Source organism: Streptomyces sp. NPDC051909, assembly GCF_040681095.1.
GTDB lineage: Bacteria > Actinomycetota > Actinomycetes > Streptomycetales > Streptomycetaceae > Streptomyces.
Genome location: NZ_JBFAYA010000032.1, coordinates 38223 through 59511, shown reverse-complemented (window position 1 = coordinate 59511; position 21289 = coordinate 38223). Strand labels below are relative to the sequence as shown.

Here is a 21289-nt window from a genome sequence, read left to right as displayed (position 1 = left end):
GCGCCTTCCTCTTCCCCATGCTCTCCATGATGAACATCATCCTTCCGGGGCCCAAGCCCCTGATCTCCGATGTCCGTCAAAGCGAAGTAAGCCCATCTCACTACCGCTACCGGCCGGCCCCGTCACTGCGAGGGACACGTCGTCGCTCCGCGGCGCTGTTCGCCGCAGTATGGATTATCGCCGCTGCCACTCGCTACCAGGAGGAGCAAGTGTCACTGAGCTTCTTCAACCGGGGTCTCCGAGACCGACCGAAGAGCCCTTGACCTGCGCTGATACGAGAGGCCCGTCAACCGATCGGTGGCCATTCTGAAGAGGATCACTGCGACCCACCACCAAATCGATCTCGGGGGCTGCACCCGCATCCGGGCGCTTTGACGACGAGACGGCTTTCGGCGATGAGCATCAGAAGACCGCGTCTGCACTCGCCGACTGGCACCGCTCCGTGAATCCACATCCTGTGTGCGCGTCAGCCGGAACACCCAGTCGCGACGTTGGCACCCCATGGCGCTATCTCACCGACTGGACTAGCAGGTGTGACTCGTCTTGGATGTGGCTGGCCTGCCACTCCAGGGCGTGTCTGTGCTGACGGCCGTGGTGCACGCAGAAGACCAACTCCCGGCCATGGCCGAGCACTGCTCGGATGTACGCCTGAGCGCCGCAGCGGTCACACCGGTCCAGCGCGGTTAGCGGGCGGTTCTCGGCTGAGGGCATACCGACCTCCGAGGTTCTGGGAGCGGCCTGCCTGCGACACGAGAATCAGTCGCGGTCAGGGCGGTCCGATCTGCTTCTTCTCGACTCCATGTTGCGGACCGTAAGAATGTTGGGCCTGAGCAATCACTGCCCAGGGCAGATCTGAGGGGTGTGGAGACTCCCGATGGGCGGCGGGCCAGTCGCGGGCCTTCTTCGAGCGGTGGGGCGCAGTGCCCGTCGGCGAGCGAGGGATGGACCTTGTGGCCGAAGAGGCTGGCGAGCCGGGCCGGGAAGCGGCGCGTCACCCCGGCGGTGAACCTCCCGGTGAAGACCATGAAGCGGGTCCAGCCCCTTGGAGCTGATCGCCGGCACCGCGTTCTTCGGGAACCGGGTTTCCGCGTCGCCGCATCCCAGGGGTCTTCCCCTTCCCGCCCCCGGTGCGGCCGGTGACCTGGCCGGAGCGGACGTCGGCCTGGCCGGCGAAGAGGATCCCGCCGCCCGGCTCACCTTCGCGCGGATCCCCTGCCACGTCTCCCGGTGCCAGCGCCGGACAGCTCCAGGGTCCCTGCTCCACGGCACGCTCGTCCGGACGCCCCACGTCACGGGGCCGGTGACCGAGCACCGCCCGCCCGGCCTCCCCGAGCACCTGGCGCACCCCAACCGGCCTGCCACGCGGACGCCTGACCACCGCCTTCCGCCACCTCGCCCACCACCACCGACCGCCCTCAGCGACCTCCCGAACACCGCCGCCACGTCCTCACGGTCCCGCCCCGCCACCAACACGGCCACGTCCGCAACGACAAGGCCTCCCGCGACGACGGCGACATATACCGCGCGCCCCCACCAGATCACTCACACCCCTCCAACTACCCAGAACTGTTTCTGATCAATGAGCTTCTTCAGCCGGCCCACCGATCCGGTGACCGGTGGGCCGGCAGTAGACGCTGTCGTGGCGCTGATGAGCAGGGCAGTCAACGGACATGGGTTGCCACTCGTGACGGTGACGGCCGAAGAAGCTCACCGAGCTGTTTTCATCCTGAATACATGCGGGTCAGGATGGTATGGATGGCTTGGACGGCCGTTCCGATGCGGCGGCTGGAGCAGCGTGCCCGTCGTAGTAGTCGCCAGGCTTTGAGTTGCGCGAAGGCACGTTCGCCGGGGGCTCGCAGTCGTGCGTAGTCCCGGCTGAACTCCTGGTAGTGCTCGGGCTGTTCACGGTGGTTCTTGTAAGGGGTGCGCACACTGAGGCAGGCCTGGACGATGCCGTGGGCGTGGGCCGCGGTCAGGTCGTGTGTCCGGCCCGGCAGCGCGCGGGAGAACCACAGCGGCGTGCCGTCCGGGCGGGCGATGACCCGGACGTTCATGCCGTCTTGTGTTTCTGGGAGTGGTACGGCTCGTCCGCGGCGACGCGGTCGGTGGGGATCGGGGTGCCGTCGACGATGACGAAGTCGCCCTCGCCGAGTCCGACCAGGGCCTCGCGCGGGCCCGGCGCCCACGCGGCCAGGACCTTCAGCGTATCGTCGACGTACCGCCAGGCCGTCGCCTCCGACACCACGAAACCGGCCCCGACCCGCCGAAACGTCTCGTTCTCGCGTAGGTGTGCCAGGACGAGGAGGGCTTGCTTGCAGCAACCGAGCCGTCTCCACGGCGAGTTGATCTCCCGTCGGCGGGCATACAGCAGCCAGGAGACGTGTTCGACGAGCTCGTGCGGGACGGCGGACATGGCAGAATACGGCACCAACGAAGCCTCCGGCCGTTGGTGTGCTGAGTTGGAATCACCACACCAACGACGGAGGCTTCGCCATGTCCCGACAAGCCCTCTGACCTGCCATTTCATCCTTCCAGAGACAGGATGAAAGAGGCTCAATAAGCACCACCGCCACGGAGTGGACGTACAGGTGGTGACCGACCCAGCGGATGACTGGCCGCGCACGTCACCAGCCGGTTTGTTGCCGCGGTTTCTCGCTACTGGAGAAGCTCCCTTGCGATCAAGCAGCAGTGAGATTCGCGAGGATCATTTCAAGCTGGGTCGCATGATCATCTTGGTGGCCGGACAGGAACCTCACGATTTCGTCAGCAGCAATAGCGCCGCCGACAGTCCCGAAACCCACGCGCCTCATTGCTGCCGACGATACGGCGGTCACCATGCTGTGTAGCTCCGCCTGAGCGTGGATGAGTTCGCCGAGCATCTGATCCCACGGAAGTTTCGCATAGGAAGCGACACGCTTTTCATCCAGCGGTTCGAAAGAGGGAAAGTCAAGCGGCTCCAACGTCATCTCGTCGAGAATCCGCTGAAGGTGCATGGAGAAGACTCGAGCCGAATCCGTCAAGTGACCCATGATCTGCCGGGGCGTCCAATCAAGCTCCCCCGAGTTGGCTGGAAAGTGGCCTCGTTGAACCAATGAATGGCACGAAGTTTCGACTAGAGTCGCACCAGTTGCCTTCATGGCTCGCAACCCCTGCAGGCTTCGGCGGACTCTAGCCTGGTGGTGAAGAAGGGAATCAGCCGAAGCGCCACCTGCATTTTCGTAGACGCTACCCGTCAGATACTCGCTACCTGTCATCGCCGATCCATTCAGAGACAATTTTCCGAGCTGTCCGAACCACCAAATCACTCTCGCGGAGTCCCGAGCCATGTCTCGGTCTGCAGAAGGTGTACTAGGCCGAGAGGAAGGCCTCTGTCCGGGGGTACGTAGTAGGACAGCGCCGATTGCACCACGAGAGCTCATTTATCGGGCAATTCTCTGCCTATTGTGGATGTGTGGACTCCCGGAAGAGTGAGCAATCGTTACTTATAACTTGAGTTCCTCTCCTGACAGCATTGCTCAGGTGGACCTTCGAAGGGGCGGCTGTATCGCCACATTTCTCCAGAAGGTCGCCCGACGTCTTCGGGGAGCAGTTGTCTGCCTGCAGCTCATCCAAGACGCCATGGGATCTGCTTATCGGCGAGAACGGAAACGCTATTTAGGCACCCGGACGATCCGCTTGTCTGCCGGCTCGGCGAACGATCGCTTCACGAGGTTGGATCAGGCTGACCAGGCGGGTGTGAAGAGTAGGGGGAACACGGGGGCGGGTGGGCCGGCGGGCAGGTCTTGATGGTGCCGGTGCGAACGGATGGCCAGTGGCGGGATCAGCCGGAGGGGTTTGGCCGGTGTGAGGCGGTCTCCATGTGGCATCGCCTTGCGGTCTCAGGTCTCGCGTCGGCGGTTTAGTGGGCCCGGGCTCCGGGTGGCTGTTCTTGATTCGGCGGTGGCTGACGCGGCATCCCACGCACCATCTCTGAGCACCTCGACCAGCAAAGATATCGCAAGAAGCGAGGATCCCGAGGAAGCCGCCCCGCCGGCTTCGACAGCGAGCGCTACAAGAAGCGCAACACCTCGAACGCGCTATCAAGCGCCTAAAGGGTTTCCGTCCGTCGCCACCCGCTACGAGAACTCGCCTGTATCTACCCTCGGCACCGTCACCCTCGCATCCCTCGTCATCCAGCTCCAAGAAACAGTGCCACAAGAAATCGTCACCGTAATGCTAGGACAGGCTTCTCCTCAAGTGTTCGCTCAATGCCCCGAACAAGTCATCATAGTTGGATAGGGTTTCAGCGGATACGAATGAAATGAACATCTGACGCACAGCCTCCTCGTATGATGGGATGGTGCGCTCAAGAACTTCGCGCCCGAAGTCAGTAATGGAGGGGTAGATCGCACGCTTGTCGCGACCTGCGCTGTCTAGAATTCCCCTGGCGTTGTCACGCCAGACCAGCCCGTCCTTCTCCATTCTGGAGACTTGATGCGAGAGGCGGCTGGGCGTCTGCCCGGTGGCCACGGCGAGGTCTCTCATTCGCATGCGGCCTCTTGGTTGTTCCGTGAGATTAACAAGGATCTCGCATTCACTCACAGTTATTTTATGGGGACCGATTTTGTTCGACAGTAGATGTTCAAACATGCGGCAGATCTGAAGGTGAATAGTCCACGCTTCTCTCTCCTTGGAAGCGGATGATAGCGGTCTTTTGTGGGAATCGTGGAGCTTTCCTGAAGGAGACCCTGGATTTTGCACTCCCACTCCTGCACCCCTTCAATTTTGGTGAAAAACGCTGCTTCTGCTTCTGGCTCCGAAGGGAATGGATTTCAGTTTCGCCCCGTGCGAATAGCACAGCCTCAAAAACACTACCGACCGAATCTGCCCCGCGGCTTAAGTAATTGATACTCAACAAAGAGCTACGGGGTCCTTTCCCCTCACGTCCCCTCACGGCGGATCTTTAGAGTTGGCGCGCCATGTCGATCACTGATTCCCAATCTTGCTTGTCAAGCGGTCTGGTGACGTGGAGTGAGACAGTCAAGCCGGTGTGTGGGCGGGTGCTGGAGGTGCTGTGGTGGAGGTGCGACGGTCGCGTATCAGCGGCCAGAGGACGTCGAGGTGGCGGCGTGCGAGGGCGGGGATCGCCTGCTTGTGACTCTTCCTTCGTTTCGCTTGTGGTCGTGAAAGGTCTTCGAGGTGGGGCGGAAACGGGCGGCGATCTGGGCGGAGAGGCGGAAGAGGCGTAAGAGCTGGCGGTGGTAGCGGTGTGGTCGGCGCGTATTGCCGCTGACGCGTCCGGAGTCCCGTGGGACTGGTGCGAGGCCGGCGACCCCGGCGAGACGGTCCGAGCTGCCGAGGGCGTCCATGTCCCCGCCGGCGCGGGCGATGAGTTCGGCCCCGGGCGAGGGGCCCATGCCGTGCATGGTGAGGATCACCTCCGCGTCGCGGTGCTCGCCGAGCCGGGCCGCGATCTGCCCGTCGATGTCGGCGATCTCCTCGTCCGGCGTCAGCACTGCCTTGGCGAGGGTGTGCACCATGGTCGCGGCGGTGCTCTCGCCCGCCACGGCTGTGTGCTGGGCCTGAGCGGCGGCGACGGCGGTGTCAGCGATGGCCTGGGCGCCACGGACTTCGCGGTTTCTCAGTCAGGCCGCCAGCCGGCTCGCTCCGGTCCGCCGCGGGCCGGTGGGTGTCTGGTGACCGGTGAGAAGGATGAGGGCGGCCTTGGACGCGGCATGGTCGAAAGCCCGCTCGAGGGCGGGGAAGTACTCCAGGAGCTGGGCTCGCGTCCGGTTGATGGCGCGGGTGCGGTCGGCGGCGAGGTCGTAACGGCGGGCGGTGAGGATCCTCGAGGCCACGGCGATCTCGTCCGCTCCCGCGGCGGCTGGAGATCCCGGCGTATCGGTGCCTGATCGGCGATGACGTAGGTGTCCTCCGTCTTGCGATCGCCCCGGTAGCTGTGAGACGCGTGTCTGCTGCGACCCGCCACGCACCAAGCCAACAGGAAGACCAATCTGCCCGTGGACGAGCCCCTGGCGGCATTGAGGTTGACTCAGGAAACTCATGGATTGTCCTGTAGAGAGCGGGCTGAACCTCGCCGATGGAGGGACAGCCCGCAGTGGCGAGCGACGGGGGGATTCACGCTCGCCGAGGCCAATTCGAGCAGGGGCGGAGGATCGCTGAATGAGCGATAACTACTCAATCTACTGAGTCTTTTCCATCCTGTGGGCTGGGCTGGTCAGTTCGGCTGACGGATGGGGAGCGCACCTGGCAGATGGGTTCTCGGCCAAGAAGGACCCGTGCCCGCCAGAGACTTCGCATGCCCGTCCACCCGTCCGGGCTGGACATGTCCAGCTCCGCCCCCCGCGCTTCCTCACCGCCCGTCCGCGGGAACACCGCCGCCGTCCCGGCACCCGGGCGGCGGCGCCCGAACACGGGGCGGGCGGGCCCCGCTCCCCCTCACCCACCCCCGCGACGGTCATCCGCATGCCTGGCCCGCGGGCCGGGATCGGGATCATCACCACCACCGCCCGCCGCGTCACCGGGGCCGCCGACGTCCCGGCCGCCCACGCCCCCGCCGTGGGGGTCCGGACACAGCCGCCGCCCGGCCGCAGCGCCGCCAGCCGACCGCTATGCCCGGCCAAACAGAAAGAACACGGGATGAACGCGCGGGCCGTCGCCGATCCGCTCGGCCGACTGCCGCGGGCGTCCCCCGCTCCGCCCGGGACCGTCCATCACGTCCGCGCGGCCCGACAGCACCGTGTCACCGACGCTCCCGCCGGGGGCCAGCCATCGTCCGCTGGGCCGGCAAGGAATACCAAGGAGTCGGCGGCACGGTTCGGATTCCCCACCGCGGCAGGCGGGAGACGCTGTATCCCCAGGCCAGCAGGCCGTCAACCAGTCCCACCCGAAGACCGGGCCCAGGCTGACAGGCCAACCACCCTCACGCCCTGGCGGCTCCTCCACAAGCCCCGCCGCTCAACCACCCACACCATCAGCCTCGCCCAGGCCGTCCCCACCCCAGCATCCGCCCAGCTCACAGCGAAGATGGAAAAGGCTCCATGGGCATCCGGGGCCAGGGGCAGTCCCGCTCGAGTTGGGAAGCGAGCTGAAGAAGCCGTTCCTCTCCGCCAGGGGGCGCGATGACCTGGACGGACCGCGGCAGGCTGATGCCCGTGCTGGGAAAGCTGCCCAGGGGGACGGCCATGGCTGGCCAGCCGGCCAAGTTCCATGGATAGCTGAACGGTGCGAAGCGCATGTTGGCCAGGACATTGGCTGGCCAGCCCGCCGTGTGCCAGGCCTTGGCAACCGGTACTGGCTGGGCGAGAGCGGGTGTGACGAGGACGTCGCAACGGGTGAAGAACTTCTCCAGCCGCTGCTGCCAGAGAAGTTGTTGGTTTCGTCGGACGAACCTGGCGGAGGTGACGGCCCGTCCCAGCATGACGTGTGTGCGTGTGCGTCGTGTGAGCAGACGGAAATTCAGCCCCCTCGCATCGGCGGCGGCACCGGCGGTCCATCGGCTCAGGGCAGCGCTCCCGAGCCAAGGTGGGTAGGGAAGTTCGTCATGCACCACGTGATGGCCACCTGCGGTGAGAAGGCGGCCGGACTGCCACACCGTAGCGGCGAGTTGGTCGGCGACCGGGAGGCGGGGGAGCGGCGTGCGGACGGACAACGCGATCCGTAGTCTGCCCACAGGCTCCGCATGATCAGGACGCGTACCCTCGTTAGCAATGACGGCCAGAAGTAGCCGGATATCATCAACACACGAGGCGATCGGCCCGTTCTCGGCCATTCCGAACCAGTCGTTCACGCCCAGCCCTGAAGGGACGACTCCTCGCCCCGGCTTAAGCCCGACGACACCGCAACTGGCAGCAGGGATGCGGATGGACCCCATGCCATCACTTCCCAAAGCGATCGGGACCATCCCTGCGGCCACCGCTGCCGCGCTCCCGCCAGACGACCCACCAGCACTGCGCGCGGGCAGCCACGGGTTGCGGGGGATGCCGAACATACCATCTGTTGTTTTGAAGACACACAGTTCCGGTACTGCCGTCACGCCAATGACGATTGCTCCCGCTGCCCGCAGTCGCCGTACCACCACGTGATCGTCCTTGGCTTGTACCTCACGCGTCGCGGCCGAGCCATGACGGATGGGCACACCCTTGACAGCCAGGTTGTCCTTCACCGCCACGGGGACGCCAGCCAGGGGGAGTGCGCGCAGATGAGTTCGGCACTCCAGCGCCTGGGCATCGCGCAGCGCCTCGGCCTCGAGAACGCGCCGAAACGCGCCGACCTCAGGATCTTTCACACGGATGTGATCCAGATGCTCGGCCACGACCTGGCGAGGCGATACCTCTCCACGTCGCACCGCATCGGCGATGTCAACGGCGCTGCGGCCGACCCACCTGACCATGTCCCCCCAAGCTTCCTATGCAGCAGCGCTGATCGCCGATCAGGATGGCACTGCGTAAGGCTAGTGACGTCGGCATCCAGTTAGGCTGAGTAATCAACACTCAACGACCTCCCTGAGTGCCCCTGCCGCGATGGCGCCCCACGCCGGCCTGAACGTCTCAGTGCCGCGGACCTCACTCGCACGTTTCGCCTACGACAACGCCATGCGATGGCGTGTGCCACACTCCAGCAACGAGCTGGTAAGCAAGTTTTCCGGCGGCGATGTGGGCACTTGGCCCTTGACTCTGGACACACAGGACACTGGATGGCGGTGCGCCCGAAGTTGAGGTCCCCAGGGGCATCCGAAGGAGCAGCGTCATGTGGAAGCGGCGTTCTGGGGCGAGATCGCCCAGGGCCTTCTCGCCGAGGTAGCAGCCGGGGTTGTCGGCGTGGCGCCGGCGGTGGCCACACGCTGGTACCGGCGGTGTGACGGCATGCGACCGTTCGATCCGAGGCGCATTCGGGCAGGTACTTGTCGCTTCGCGAGCGGGAGGAGATCGCGCTCCTGAAAGCCCAGGGCAAGGGCGTACGCGAGATCGCTCGGCGAGTCGGCCGTGATCCGGGGGCGATTTCCCGTGAGCTGCGGCGCGACGCGGCCACCAGTGGCGGGAAGCTCGACTACTGGGCGTCGGCCGCGCAGTGGAAATCGGACATGGCCGCACGCCGTCCGAAAACGGCGAAGCTGGTCGCCAATCCGCGGTTGCACGTATACGTTCAGGAGTGACTGCCCAGACAGATCAGCCCGCCCGGCGGCAAGGCGATCGCAGGGACGGCGACCGGTGGGTGGACGGAGCGGAACAAGCAGCACCGCGCGTGGGTGCGTGCGGGCATGGAGTCCGGAGCGGATAGCGAACCGGACCAAGCTTGATTCCCGGATGATGAGTCCATGCGCATCAGCCACGAGGCGATCTACCAGGCGCTCTACATCCGGGGCCGCGGGGCGCTCAATGCGGGAACTGATCCTGTGCTTCGCACGGGCCGCGCGCCGCGCGCCCCGCGTGCTCGTTCGCGCCGCAAGACCCGGGCGCACGTGACGCCCGCAGCGTTGATCAACGAACGGTCTGCCGAGGCCGAGGACCGTGCTGTTCCAGGTCACTGGGAAGGGGACCTGGTCATCGGGCTTGAGCGGTACGCGATCGGCACGGTCGTCGAGCGGTCCACTCGATTCACGATGCTGATTCACCTGCCGCGCGAGGAAGGATACCGGCACGAACACACAGTCAAGGGTGTTCCCGAGCTGGCCGGTTACGGAGCGATCACGATGAAGAACGCGCTCGCCCATACGGTGTCGACGCTGCCCGAGCGGCTGGCACGGTCCCTGACCTGGGATCGCGGAAAGGAGATGCCGGCACACGCGAGCGAGGCCCGCCTGGACGCGTTCGGCTAGCTCAACCGCCACAACATTCGATGCCGCCACTTCCACCTCGGATAACGCAGTCCCATCGCCTACGAGACAGCACCCGACACAACATCAACTACCCTGGCCCAAGCCGTATAGCCCGTGTCCAAGATTCCGGGTCAAGGCCCGAGAGCGCTGAGCGAAACGGCACGGTCAACTGCGAGAGCGCGTCAGCCCCGTTCCGGGTGTTGTGACGACATCGGCCACCCATGCAAGCGCTCCCACAGCACCTGAGCATGGTAGTCGGTACTTGTCAGAAATGAGTGATCCATCCCTCCAAGTACCAATTGCTCATGAATCAAGGAAGGTGCCGGGACTCTCATGGTGTGTCCCAGCACGTCAGCAGAGCTGTGTGACCGACACGTATTTGCGTCTGGGGTCCCAAGGACAGGCCACCCCTGTTCACAAGGCGGGGCGTCTCCCCCTGTCGGGCCCGCCATCCGCGCGCCCGACCGTGACGCCTTGACAGGGCGGCGGTAACACCGGACATGCCGGTCCGCCGACGAACTTGCGATGCCGTTGAAACGAGGTACAGGCCCCTATGCGTCACCCGATGATGAGGCTCACTCAGCTTCTGCCCGGACATGCCCTGCTCATCAGTGCGCTGATGTCTGCTGTTCTCTTCGTGCTCGCCCTGTCAGGCGGAACGCCGAGCGCGGCTGCCTCGCGGCAGCCAGGAAGCGTCGCCGTTCCTGTCGCAGGTGGACTGATCACCACTCCCTACCGACAGCCGGGAGCCTGGGCCGCCGGCTTCCATACGGGGATTGATTTCGCCGTGCCGGTCGGTACGCCGGTTTCCGCGGTCGCCGACGGATCAGTCGTGTCGGCCGGTTGGCAAGGCGCCTACGGGAATGCCGTAATCGTCCAAAACACCGACGGCATCTACACCCTTTACGCTCATCTCAGTTCCGTATCCGTGAGCCAAGGACAGGCGGTCGACGGCGGCCAGGTCCTGGGGTATTCGGGGAGCACCGGCAACTCCACCGGCCCCCACCTGCACTTCGAGGCGCGTGCCACGAACGATTACTACGGCCACATTGACCCCCTACGGTACCTGCTCAGCATTGGCGTCGTGATTTAGCAGATCCGTGCTGGCTGTCGTCCATCCATCAAGCCCAAGGTGAGGAGTACAAATATGCCACCATTCGGAAAAATCAATTTTCGATGGGGTCGAACCCGACGGTGGAGCGCCCGTCTGATCGGCTTCCTGATGCTTCTGTCCGCAGTGCTGGCCGTCCCGGTGCCCGCCTCTGCCGAGCCCGCCGACCGAGCCCAGTTGGACCTATGGATCAGGCAGGCACTCGACGTCATGAAGGGGAATGGCATCCCCGGAAGCTACGAAGGTATCTATCGAAACATAATGCGTGAGTCGAGCGGAGATCCGCACGCTATCAATCTCTGGGACTCTAATGCCCAGGCGGGTATCCCCTCCAAGGGATTGATGCAAGTCATCGCACCGACCTTTGATGCCTACCATGTCAATGGCACCTCATGGGATGTCTACGACCCAGTCGCGAACATCACTGCCGCGTGCAATTATGCGGCTCACCGCTATGGAACGATCGACAATGTATTCTCGGCTTACTAGGTCTTGTCCGACAGGCGATTTTTGGATGGGTTTGGCTGCGGGCGGTTTTCGGCATGCCTCGCGACAGATTCGGCAGGGTTCTGCTGGTCGTGGACCAGTCCGCCTCCATCGCTGTTCTGCCGCCGGCCGTGGTCCGCGACGCGGGCTGCCGGGCCGCCTGCCTTCCCGGACTCGCGATGCGTCGGATCTCCTTCCCGGCGAAGCGATGGACGTGGCCGTGATCGCGGACGCAGCCGGCGCCATGCCCCGTACCCTGCGCTTCCTGGATCTCGCCGCCGAGGGCCCCCGCGCCCCCAGTCTGCTCACGCTACCGGGCCCGGGTGCGCACGGTGCTGCGGTCGTCGTACTCCAACCACTGGCGGCGGATGCTCTCGCCACTGCTGAACGCGCTGGAGCTGAAGTGCAACAACACCGCCTACCGGCCGGTGATGGACGCCATCGACCTGCTCAAGCGGTATCGGGATCAGCCCGTCGCCAGGGAGGGCGCGTTCTTCGACGAGGCGGAGAAGATCCCGCTGGCGGGGGTGGTGCGCGATGAGTGGCGCAAGGCGGTCGTGGACGAGCACGGCCGGGTCGAGCGCATCCCGTACGAGCTGTGTGTGCTCGTGGCGCTGCGGGACGTGCTGCGGCGGCGGGAGATCTGGGTGCCGGGCCCGAACCGGTGGCAGAACCCGGAGGACGATCTGCCGCCGGACTTCGAGGATAACCGCGATGTCCACTACGACGCGATCCGTCAGCCGCAAGACCCGGAGAAGTTCATCGGGGCCCTTGAGAAGCGGCTGCGCGAGGCGCTGAGCCGCTTCAACACGGCGCTGGAGCTGGGCACCACGGGCGGGGTGGACATCGTCCGCCGGCACGGCGAGCCGTGGATCAAGGTCTCTCCTCTGGGCAAGCAGGAGGAGCCGGAGAACCTGGTGATCGAACGCCGCTGGGGGACCATCGACCTGATCGACATCCTCAAGGAGGCGGAGTTCGCCACCGGCTTCACCGGCGAGTTCGCCTCGGTCGCTACACGCGAGGCGGTACCGAAGGCGGTGCTGCGGCGCCGGCTGCTGCTGGTGCTGTTCGCGCTGGGCACGAACATGGGCATCAAGCGGGTCGCGGTCACCGGCAAGCACGGCCAGAGCGAGGCCGTCCTGCGGCGGGTGCGGCACCTGTTCGTCAACCGGACCAACCTGCGCGCGGCGCTGGTGCGGCTGGTCAACGCCACCTTCGCCGCCTGCGATCAGGCGTGGTGGGGCGAGGGCACCGCCTGCGCGAGCGACTCCAAGAAGTTCGGCTCCTGGTCCTCGAACTTCATGACCGAGTGGCACCAGCGCTACCGCGGGCCCGGGGTGATGATCTACTGGCACGTCGAGAAGAAGTCGTTGTGCGTCTATAGACAGCTCAAGTCCTGCTCGGCCTCCGAGGTCGCCGCGATGATTGAAGGCGTGCTGCGGCACTGCACGGACGTGGAGATCGACCGGCACCACCGCCCTGCGCCTGGGCACCGCCGAGGCCGAGCAGGTCCTGCGGCGCTTCACGCGCGGCGGGCCCAAGCACCCCACCTACCGGGCGATCGAGGAACTGGGGCGGGCGGTCCGTACGGCCTCCATCTGCGACTACCTCGCCGACGCGGACCTGCGGCGCGAAATCAACGACGGGCTCCAGGTCGTGGAGAACTGGAACAGCGCCAACCACGACCTGTTCTACGGCAAGGACGGCGACCTGACCGGCTCCGACAAGGAGTCCCAGGAGGTCTCGATGCTCGCCCTGCACCTGCTCCAGTCGGCGCTGGTGCACGTCAACACCCTGCTCCTCCAGGACATCCTGAGCGAGGAGAAATGGCAGAACAGGCTCACCGACGCCGACCGGCGGGCCCTGTCCCGGCTCTTCTGGACCCACGTCAACCCCTACGGCCGGTTCGAGCTCGACATGAACTCCCACCTCGACCTCGCCTCCGCTACGGCGACGCTGCCCGGCCCCCGCACCGGGGCCGAGGCGGAAACCCCAGAGTCGGCGGCCGGTGCGGCACCCTGAAAACCCCACCCCCGGCGTCGCTTCCGGGCGGCTGGATCTTTGACCAGGGTGGGGCGCCGGACCGCGGCCTGGCCCAGTGTTGAGAGGGAACGGCATGGCCGCGCTCGATAGGTCTGTTGCTGGCCGAGGAGTAACTGAAGGTCGCGGCGGCGTGGTTGCAGGAGCGCAACAGCGGGCTAACACCGGACAAGGTGACGCCGAAGACTCAGGTTGGTGACGGTGCCCGGCCGGGTACGAAGTGGGAAGAACGGATTGCGAATCGCATCTCCCTGCCCAAGTGGAAGAATGGCGATACCGTCGGCCGGGAAGACGTCGGCTACCGGGGCTCCTACACCTCCCCCGACTGCGGCCACGCCGCGAAGGTCACCCGGAGGCGGCGCCCAAGAAGCGGGGATGGTTCTGGGACTGCCAGAACCGCTGGTGGCGGAAGAACGGCCGCATCTGAAGGCGGAGCTGTCGGCTACCGGGAAGCAGCAGCCTACCGGGCGGGCGGCTGCTGGACGCCCTCGTGCTGCCTGCGAACGTGCCCGCGCTGCCGACTAATGAATGGCGGTGGTGGACGGCTAAGCACCTTTATGGGCGCCAGTACCACACAGATCGCCAGGGCGCTGACGGCAGCGGTCCTTGACTTTAGTCGCGACGGTCCACCCGTTTATTGAGCAAAAATTACTCAGCGCGGAGGGTGCTGTGGGTCGGGGGCTCTGTCGGCCGTTGTCGGTGGCAGGGTTTATGTTCTTCGCCATGATGAATCCTAAGACGGAGTCCACTCGTGTCGAGGAGCCATGCGAGCGTGTGCCGATACCGGCCGTGGAACAGGTGACCCTCAGAGAGGTTCTCCGGCGTCGTGTGTTCGACGAAGTCAGTCAGCGTGGGGGGAGTGTGCTTACCGGCAAGGAGGTAAGTACGCGGCAGCTGGGTGCCGCTCGGCCAGGGGATCCGCAGCATGCCTTCGAATTGGCGCTGGAGGCATTCAAGCATCAGGGTTTCGTTGTCCTCGTAGGCGATCGTCAAATTGACGATCTGGACGATGAGGTGGTCCTGTCGCCAGATGAGGAGATCACTTTCCTGAAGCTTGTGCCTCTGGCAGGTGGCTGATGACTTCCCTACAGATTTCGGACAGGTTGGAAATGGTTTCGCGGTATGCTGCGGAGGGTGACACATACCGCCTGGCGCCGGAACTTTTGGATGCCGTAGTTCTCGACGAGCTGGACGATGGTCGCGAGCTTGTTGATGTACTGCTTTCCTTGTCAGATTTTAACGCCGCGAAGCTGGGCAATGACATAGTCCACCTGTATCGGGCGACGGTGATGCAGCAGTGGATACGTTACGGCTGGTCCGAGGAGGACTGCCGAGGTAATGAACGTTCGCTGTGGGGTCGCATGCTGCTCCTGAAGGAGCTGCTGGCCAGTGGTCTTCCAAGCTGCCGTTCTTTGGCGGGAAGGCTGCAGGAAGTGGATGATTTGGGGCGGAGCTTCACGCTGGGCACTCCCCATACCTATGAGCTGTGGAGGATTGTCGAGAAGGACTCCGAGCTGGCGGCAGGTGTGATGCCGTCTGTTTCGTTTGTTGCAACGCTTCGCCGTACGGTACGGCGCGATGGCTGGAAGCCGCGGGGAATCAGGCGCCTGAGCCAGGATCAGGTGAATCATCTTGTGCTGAATCCGGGGGAGGCATGGGCCGACCAAGTGCTCGCCGAGCTTCCCGGTCTGCACGCCAGTTGGTGGCCGCTGCTGGAGCATGCGCTGACGGCGACCGCTGTGCGGCCGACCGCTGATTGGATCAAAAAGGCTCAGGCGCGCATCGACGAAATCGGCCCGGAGACGGTTCACGCCACGGTTGTTTCCTGGCTCAGCATGGTTGACCAGCCACGCTCGGTTCCGCTTGTCTACAACATGACCGATGTCTTCCCCGGCATGCTTGATCCGTACAACGCGGTGGCCGTCCGGGGGCTGGTCTGGCTCCTCGCGCTCACCCCGGAGAGCGCCGACTCAGCGCGTGTCCTGGGCCAGCTGGTGGAATTCTGCCTGCGTAAGGTTCCGGGGCATGGGCCGCGACACACCAGAGTCGCGAACGCTGCCGTCTACACGCTCTCCAAATTTGAAGGCGAAGCATCGCTGGGTGAACTGGCACGATTGTCCGCTCGCCTGACCTCCAAGGCCACGCTGAAGCTCGTCAACGCAGCCCTGGAATCCCGTGCCACGACTATGGGCGTATCTCGGGAGGAGATGGAAGAACTCGCCCTCCCCAGCTATGGGCTCACCAGCGTTGGCCACGGCGAACACACTTTGGGAGACACCACCGCCCTCATCTCGGTGCAGGAGGGAAAAGCGTCCCTGACATGGCGCAACAAGACAGGCAGGATCACCAACACCGTGCCGGCTGCGGTACGGCGCAACCACGCCGTCGAGGTGAAAGCGCTCAGGGCATCAGTCAAAGACATCGACAAGATGCTCTCTGCCCAGAGCGCCCGACTGGAACGCCTCTTCCTTTCGCGCCGCACGTGGCCTCTGTCCGTGTGGCGCGAGCGCTACGCGGACCATCCACTGCTGGGCACTCTCGCCCGGCGGCTGCTGTGGAGCATCGACGGCCGTGCCTTCGGATACGCCGACGGCCAGTGGTGCACCCTCGACAACAGCCCGCCCCAGGTCACACCGGACGCACACGTCGAACTGTGGCATCCCATCACCCAGGGCGCCGGTGATGTCCTGGCCTGGCGGAACTGGCTGCAGCGGCACGGCATCACTCAGCCGTTCAAACAGGCACACCGCGAGGTATACCGGCTCACCAACGCAGAGCGTCAGACACACAACTACTCCAACCGGTTCGCCGCCCACATCCTGCGCCAGCACCAGTTCAACACCCTCGCCGCCACACGAGGGTGGCGCAACAAACTGCGCATGGCCGTCGACGACGTATACCCTCCCGCCACCATCGATCTGGCTGCATGGGGACTGCGCGGCGAATACTGGGTCGAAGGCATCGACGATGACATCGCAGAATCGGGAAGCTTCCTAATCATCCGCACGGACCAAGTCCGCTTCTACCCGCTCGGTGCGCCACAGAACTACGCCCACGCCAGTGGCGGCGCCTACGAGATGTCCGAGCGTGTTGAGCCGCTGCCCCTCGAACAGATCCCGGACCTGGTCCTCAGCGAGGTCCTGCGTGACGTTGACCTCTTCGTCGGCGTGGCGAGCATCGGAAACGACCCCACCTGGCAGGACGGCGGACCCGAAGGACGCTTCCAGCACTACTGGAACGCCTACGCCTTCGGAGACCTCTCCCACACGGCACAGACCAGAAAAGAGCTTCTCGACATCCTGCTGCCACGACTGAGCATCGCCGGCCAGTGCAGCATCGACGGACGATTCCTCAAGGTCCGAGGCACCCTGCACACCTACCGGATCCACCTCGGCTCGGGAAACATCCTCATGAGTCCCAATGACACCTACCTGTGCATCATCCCCCTGCCCGGCAACGCCCCTCCCACGTATGGCGCCCACATCCCGTTCGAGGGCGACCGCATGCTGGCCATCATCCTCAGCAAAGCCATCATGCTGGCCCATGATCATGTCATCACCGATCCCGCAATTCTCAGCCAGCTTAAGTAAGACACGGCTCATATGCGGGGAAACTTGGAACTCCTGCATCCTCAGCATTTATGACCGCGCAAGATAACAAACCTGCAAGGAAAAGAATCATTACGATGCACGATGACCCGAGAAGCACCTTCAGTGATAATTTTCTCCGACTCGCCGAGCAGCATGCTGCATGGGGGACGGAGCAACTCGAAACCTTCAACGAGTTCCTTCCCATGGGCGAGTGGAGCGTGGATCTGGACCAGTGCCTGTTCCGGCAGTCGGGCCGGGAACTGAGGATCTCCCTCCTCGGCACTTTCGACACGAACGAGCGGTCTTGGTTGTGGGCCTGGGCCAACCCCGGGTTCCGTGGCACACCGGTGATCGCCGCAGCGGAGGCGGTACGCGCCCACGGGCAGGAGCAGGGCATCGCCGAGTTCACCGAGGAGGGCATACACCTCGCTGGTTTCGAGGACCCGCGCCGTGCCGCCGAGATGCTCGCGCTCTCCGCGATGGGTGTCCTCGGCGCACACGGCTATGTGGGGGTCCAGGCAAGCCCTGTGGCCCGTGCATACATGCTCCCCAACGACTCGCAGGTTCCTCGTGCCGAGCCCAACATCATCACGGTCCCCCGGATACTGCTCACCGGAGCCGGGTTGTTCGGCCGCTCCGCCCGCACGGTAGTGGACGGCTATTTCACGCACCACGACCTGCCTCAGCGCCGCACCGACGGCAAGTGGACCGCCGGACTGCCCGACGGCGGCACAGTGGAGGTCACCTTCGACGACCTGGACCGCATCGCCTCAATAGACATCAACAGCGGTGCGCCGGCCACAACTCTCTGACGTCCATCACAAGACCAGCCGGAGGCCAGCGGTTGTGGTCGGCGAGGTACCGGATGCGCGTCCGTAGATCCTGAACCAGGCAACGCCGGGCGAGGCAGCCTCCGGCGGTCAGGCCGGAGGCCTGCCGGGGCGCCTCCCCTGAGGAACCAATGCCGTATCGGGGGGGGGCAGCCAGGCAGCACCTCCATGGCGAGAACCCAAAAATAGTCAGAAGGACTGCCGATCGGCGTCCTGAGGGCCGTGCGCCGCGCGCTGCACTCTTCGGGGCAACCTCGGGCAGATGGCCCAAGCTGGCCCTCGGGGAGGATCGGTCCGAGTTTTGGCGGTAGGCCGGTGATCTCTGTACCGGTTCGGTGACTCGGCCTGTTTGGCCTGGTCAGCGAGCCTACGTTCCGGCTCATACCAGTTGATTTCCTTTCTGATGACCAGGTCTCCCGCTACGGTCGGTTCGACGCCGTGCCCACCCCGGGCGAGTTGGAGCAGTTCTTTCGCCTCGACGCCCGGGCCCGGGAGCTCGCGGCCGCCAAGCGGCGTGACGCGACCCGGTTGGGCTGGGCGGTGCAGTGGGGGACCGTGCGGATGCTGGGCACGTTCCTGCTGGATGACCCGGCCGGCGTGCCCGTGTCGACCGTGGCGTTCGTCGCCGAGCAGCTTGGGCTGGAGCCGCAGGTGCTGGCCGAGTACGGCAGTCGGCCGAAGACGGCGTACGAGCACAGCTGGGAGATCCGCGAGGAGTACGGCTACCGCGAGTTCTCCGCCGCCGAGCAGGAGGTCCGCGCGTTACTGGCGGCGCGGGTGTGGGCGTTGGTGGAGGGGCCGCGGGCACACTGTTCGATCGGGCGGTGGTGTGGCTGGTGGAGAACCGCGTGCTGCTGCCCGGGATCACGACGCTGACGCGGCTGGTGGCCGAGACGAGGGCGCAGGAGATGGCCGAGCTGCACCGGACGCTGGATGTCGCGGTGCCGCAGGAGCTGCGGCAGGCGCTGCGCGAACTGCTGAGGGTGCCGACCGGCAAGCGGGTCTCGGAGCTGGAACGGCTGCGGACCGGGCCGGTGCGGGTGTCGGGCACCGCGATGCGCGAGGCCCTGGATCGGGCTCGGGAGGTGCGCTCGCTCGGTGCGGGCCTGGTGGAGGTCGGCGCGGTGCCGCCCGCACGGATGGCGGCGCTGGCCCGGTACGGGATGGGCTCGAAGGCCCGACACTTCGTGACCTGGAGGAGACCCGGAAGACCGCGACGATACTGGCCACGGTGCGGCGAGACCGCGGCGGTGGACGATGCCCTGGACCTGCTCGACGTCCTGATGGGCAGTCGGCTGCTGGCTCGGGCCGAGCGGCTCGGTCGGGAGGAGAAGCTCAAGAACCTGCCGAAGCTGAGGAAGGCCGCTGGACGGGTGGCCAAGGCGGTGGAGGTGCTGCTGGGCATCGCCCCGGCCACCGCGGACGGTGAGGCGACCTCGGTGCTGGATGCCTGGGAGGCGATCGAGAAGGTGGTGCCGCGCGGAAAGCTCGCGGAGGCGCTGGCCGTGATCGCCGAGTGTGTGCCGGACGGCGACGGTGATGAGGATGCGGAGTGGCGGGCCGCGCTGGCCTCCCGGTACGGGACGGTGCGCGGCTTCATCCGGCTGCTGGTCGACACCGTGGACTTCGGCGCGGTGTCGACCGGGACCCCGGTGGTGAAGGCGCTCAAGCAGCTGCCGCACCTGGTCGGCCGGCGCAAGGTCGCCCCTCCGAGGTCGACCAGCAGCTGGTGACCGGCTCGTGGCGGCGCCTGGTGTTCGCCAACCCCGACACCGAGCCGGGCTGTGTGGAGAAGGCGGCGTACTCGTTCTGCGTGCTGGAGCACCTGCACCGGGCGCTTCGGCGCCGGGACGTGTTCGCCAGGGACGGGGACCGGTGGGGTGACCCGCGGGCGAAGCTGCTGGCCGGAGACCGATGGGAGAGCGCCGAGACGACGGTGCTGACGGCGCTGGGACTGGAGGCGGAGCCCGCCACGCACCTGGCCGAACTCGCCTCTGCCCTGCACGGCGCCTACCACCGGGTCGCCGCCGGGCTGCCGACCAACAGCGCGGTGACGGTAAAAGGACGGCAAGCTGTACCTGGACCGGATCGGCCCCGCCCCCGAGCCGAACCTGATGCCGGCCTTCCGGCAGCTGGGCAACAGCATGCTGCCAAAGGTCGACTTCCCCGAGCTGTTGCTGGAGGTCGCCGAGCTGACCGGCATGACCAGCGCGTTCACCCACATCTCCGGCGCCGATCCGCACATGGACGACTTCGAGGTCAGCGTGTGCGCGCTGCTGCTCGCGGAGGCCTGCAACGTCGGCCTGACCCCGGTCGCCAAGCCGAACGTGCCCGCGCTCACCCGCGCCCGCCTGGTCCGGATCGGCCAGGGGTACGTGCGGGCCGAGACCATCGGCGTCGCCAACGGGCTGCTGATCGGCGCGCAGGCCAAGGTCGACATCGTGCGGGCCTGGGGCGGCGGGCTGGTCGCCTCTGCCGACGGCGTGTTCACGGTGCCTGTACAGACCCTGCACGCCGGCTACAGCCCCCTGTACTTCGGCCTGCGGAAGAAGGGCGCGACCTGGTTGAACGTGGTCAACGACCAGGTGAAGGGCCTTGGCGGTGTCGTAGTGCCCGACACCTTGCGCGACTCGCTGTTCATCCTCGACGCGCTGCTGGGCCGCGACGGCGGGCCCAAGCCGGAGACCGTCGTCACCGACACCGCCTCCTACAGCGACATCGTCTTCGGCCTCTTCGCCATCTGCGGCTACCAGTTCTCCCCGCGGATCGCCGACATCTCCGACGCCCGCCAGTGGCGCACCCATGCCAGCGCCGACTACGGGCCGCTGCAGGACGCCTCACGGCACACCGTGCGCATGGACCGCATCCGCGCGCACTGGGGCGACATGCTGCGGGTGGCTGGCTCCCTGACCCTCGGTGAGGTCCGCGGCCACGACATGATCCGCATGCTCTCCCGCGACGGGCGCCCCACAGGCCTGGGCGACGCCTTCGCCCACTACGGCCGGATCTTCAAGACCCTGCACCTGCTGCAGTTCATCTCCGACGACGGCTACCGCCGCATGATCGGCAAGCAGCTCAACATCACCGAGGCCCGCCACCGCCTCGCCCGGCGCGTCTTCCTCGGCCAGCGCGGCGAACTACGCCAGCACTACCGCGAGGGCATGGAGGACCAGCTCGGCGCTCTGGGCCTCGCGCTCAACGCCGTCGTGCTGTGGAACAGCCTCTACCTCGACAGAGCAGCTCGCCGCCGACGGTTTCCCCGTCACCGACGACCTGCTCGCCCGTCTCTCCCCGCTCCAGTTCGACCACATCAACTTCCTCGGACGCTACGCGTTCTTCCGCCCGGCCGAAGCCGGCCGCCGACCGCTACGTGAACCGTCGGCGGACAAGGACGACGCCGATCGGTAGACGACGC

Annotated in this window: 14 protein-coding genes and 6 pseudogenes; 13 read left to right on the top strand and 7 right to left on the bottom strand. The window is 65.7% G+C overall.

Going from position 1 to position 21289, the window contains the following annotated elements; all coding sequences use genetic code 11:
• Positions 1–507: 507 nt before the first annotated feature.
• The 6 genes and pseudogenes from AB0M18_RS32600 to AB0M18_RS32575 form a co-directional block, all read right to left on the bottom strand.
• On the bottom strand, positions 508–711 hold the full coding sequence (locus AB0M18_RS32600) for a hypothetical protein (RefSeq protein WP_365764423.1): 204 nt from the start codon (positions 709–711) through the stop codon (positions 508–510).
• A 1010-nt stretch (positions 712–1721) separates the two neighbouring features.
• A pseudogene (locus tag AB0M18_RS32595) lies at positions 1722–2472 on the bottom strand (transposase family protein).
• A 206-nt stretch (positions 2473–2678) separates the two neighbouring features.
• The gene (locus AB0M18_RS32590) at positions 2679–3137 is read right to left on the bottom strand and encodes a DinB family protein (protein WP_365764437.1); all 459 of its coding nucleotides are present in this window, start codon (positions 3135–3137) and stop codon (positions 2679–2681) included.
• Positions 3138–4215: 1078 nt separating this feature from the next.
• Positions 4216–4629: a MarR family transcriptional regulator gene (locus AB0M18_RS32585; protein ID WP_365764421.1), complete on the bottom strand. Its 414-nt coding sequence runs from the start codon at positions 4627–4629 to the stop codon at positions 4216–4218.
• 449 nt (positions 4630–5078) lie between these two features.
• On the bottom strand, positions 5079–5546 hold the full coding sequence (locus tag AB0M18_RS32580) for a transposase (protein WP_365764419.1): 468 nt from the start codon (positions 5544–5546) through the stop codon (positions 5079–5081).
• A gap of 78 nt (positions 5547–5624) precedes the next feature.
• Positions 5625–5837 carry a hypothetical protein gene (locus tag AB0M18_RS32575; protein WP_365764417.1) on the bottom strand — a complete coding sequence of 71 codons (213 nt, stop codon included), beginning with the start codon at positions 5835–5837 and terminating at the stop codon, positions 5625–5627.
• A 461-nt stretch (positions 5838–6298) separates the two neighbouring features.
• Between AB0M18_RS32575 and AB0M18_RS32570 the strand changes: the two are divergent.
• Positions 6299–6966: pseudogene (locus AB0M18_RS32570) on the top strand (IS5/IS1182 family transposase); the annotation flags it as partial.
• A gap of 49 nt (positions 6967–7015) precedes the next feature.
• On the opposite strand, the gene AB0M18_RS32565 reads toward AB0M18_RS32570, so the two are convergent.
• Positions 7016–8314, bottom strand: a complete 1299-nt coding sequence (locus tag AB0M18_RS32565; protein WP_365764415.1) for an amidase — start codon at positions 8312–8314, stop codon at positions 7016–7018.
• A gap of 448 nt (positions 8315–8762) precedes the next feature.
• Between AB0M18_RS32565 and AB0M18_RS32560 the strand changes: the two are divergent.
• The 12 genes and pseudogenes from AB0M18_RS32560 to AB0M18_RS32505 form a co-directional block, all read left to right on the top strand.
• Positions 8763–9787: pseudogene (locus tag AB0M18_RS32560) on the top strand (IS30 family transposase); the annotation flags it as partial.
• Positions 9788–10370: 583 nt separating this feature from the next.
• Positions 10371–10910 (top strand): M23 family metallopeptidase, encoded by a 540-nt coding sequence (locus AB0M18_RS32555; protein WP_365764413.1) that lies wholly within the window; start codon positions 10371–10373, stop codon positions 10908–10910.
• Between the two features lie 54 nt (positions 10911–10964).
• Positions 10965–11417: a transglycosylase SLT domain-containing protein gene (locus AB0M18_RS32550; RefSeq protein WP_365764411.1), complete on the top strand. Its 453-nt coding sequence runs from the start codon at positions 10965–10967 to the stop codon at positions 11415–11417.
• A gap of 35 nt (positions 11418–11452) precedes the next feature.
• Positions 11453–11688, top strand: a pseudogene (locus tag AB0M18_RS32545) (IS110 family transposase); the annotation flags it as partial.
• Positions 11689–11782: 94 nt separating this feature from the next.
• Positions 11783–12829 (top strand): annotated as a pseudogene (locus AB0M18_RS32540) (Tn3 family transposase); the annotation flags it as partial.
• A gap of 10 nt (positions 12830–12839) precedes the next feature.
• Positions 12840–13436, top strand: a complete 597-nt coding sequence (locus AB0M18_RS32535; RefSeq protein WP_365764409.1) for a Tn3 family transposase — start codon at positions 12840–12842, stop codon at positions 13434–13436.
• A gap of 807 nt (positions 13437–14243) precedes the next feature.
• The gene (locus AB0M18_RS32530; RefSeq protein ID WP_365764407.1) at positions 14244–14531 is read left to right on the top strand and encodes a hypothetical protein; all 288 of its coding nucleotides are present in this window, start codon (positions 14244–14246) and stop codon (positions 14529–14531) included.
• Complete coding sequence (locus AB0M18_RS32525; protein ID WP_365764405.1) at positions 14531–17044, top strand: DUF4132 domain-containing protein; 2514 nt, start codon at positions 14531–14533, stop codon at positions 17042–17044. Before AB0M18_RS32530 ends, AB0M18_RS32525 begins: the two co-directional genes overlap by 1 nt.
• 95 nt (positions 17045–17139) lie before the next feature.
• Positions 17140–17856: a DUF6882 domain-containing protein gene (locus AB0M18_RS32520; protein ID WP_365764403.1), complete on the top strand. Its 717-nt coding sequence runs from the start codon at positions 17140–17142 to the stop codon at positions 17854–17856.
• Between the two features lie 363 nt (positions 17857–18219).
• Positions 18220–18750 (top strand): DUF4158 domain-containing protein, encoded by a 531-nt coding sequence (locus tag AB0M18_RS32515; RefSeq protein ID WP_365764435.1) that lies wholly within the window; start codon positions 18220–18222, stop codon positions 18748–18750.
• Positions 18711–19607, top strand: a complete 897-nt coding sequence (locus AB0M18_RS32510; RefSeq protein ID WP_365764401.1) for a hypothetical protein — start codon at positions 18711–18713, stop codon at positions 19605–19607. Before AB0M18_RS32515 ends, AB0M18_RS32510 begins: the two co-directional genes overlap by 40 nt.
• A 381-nt stretch (positions 19608–19988) precedes the next feature.
• A pseudogene (locus tag AB0M18_RS32505) lies at positions 19989–21282 on the top strand (transposase).
• Positions 21283–21289: the final 7 nt, after the last annotated feature.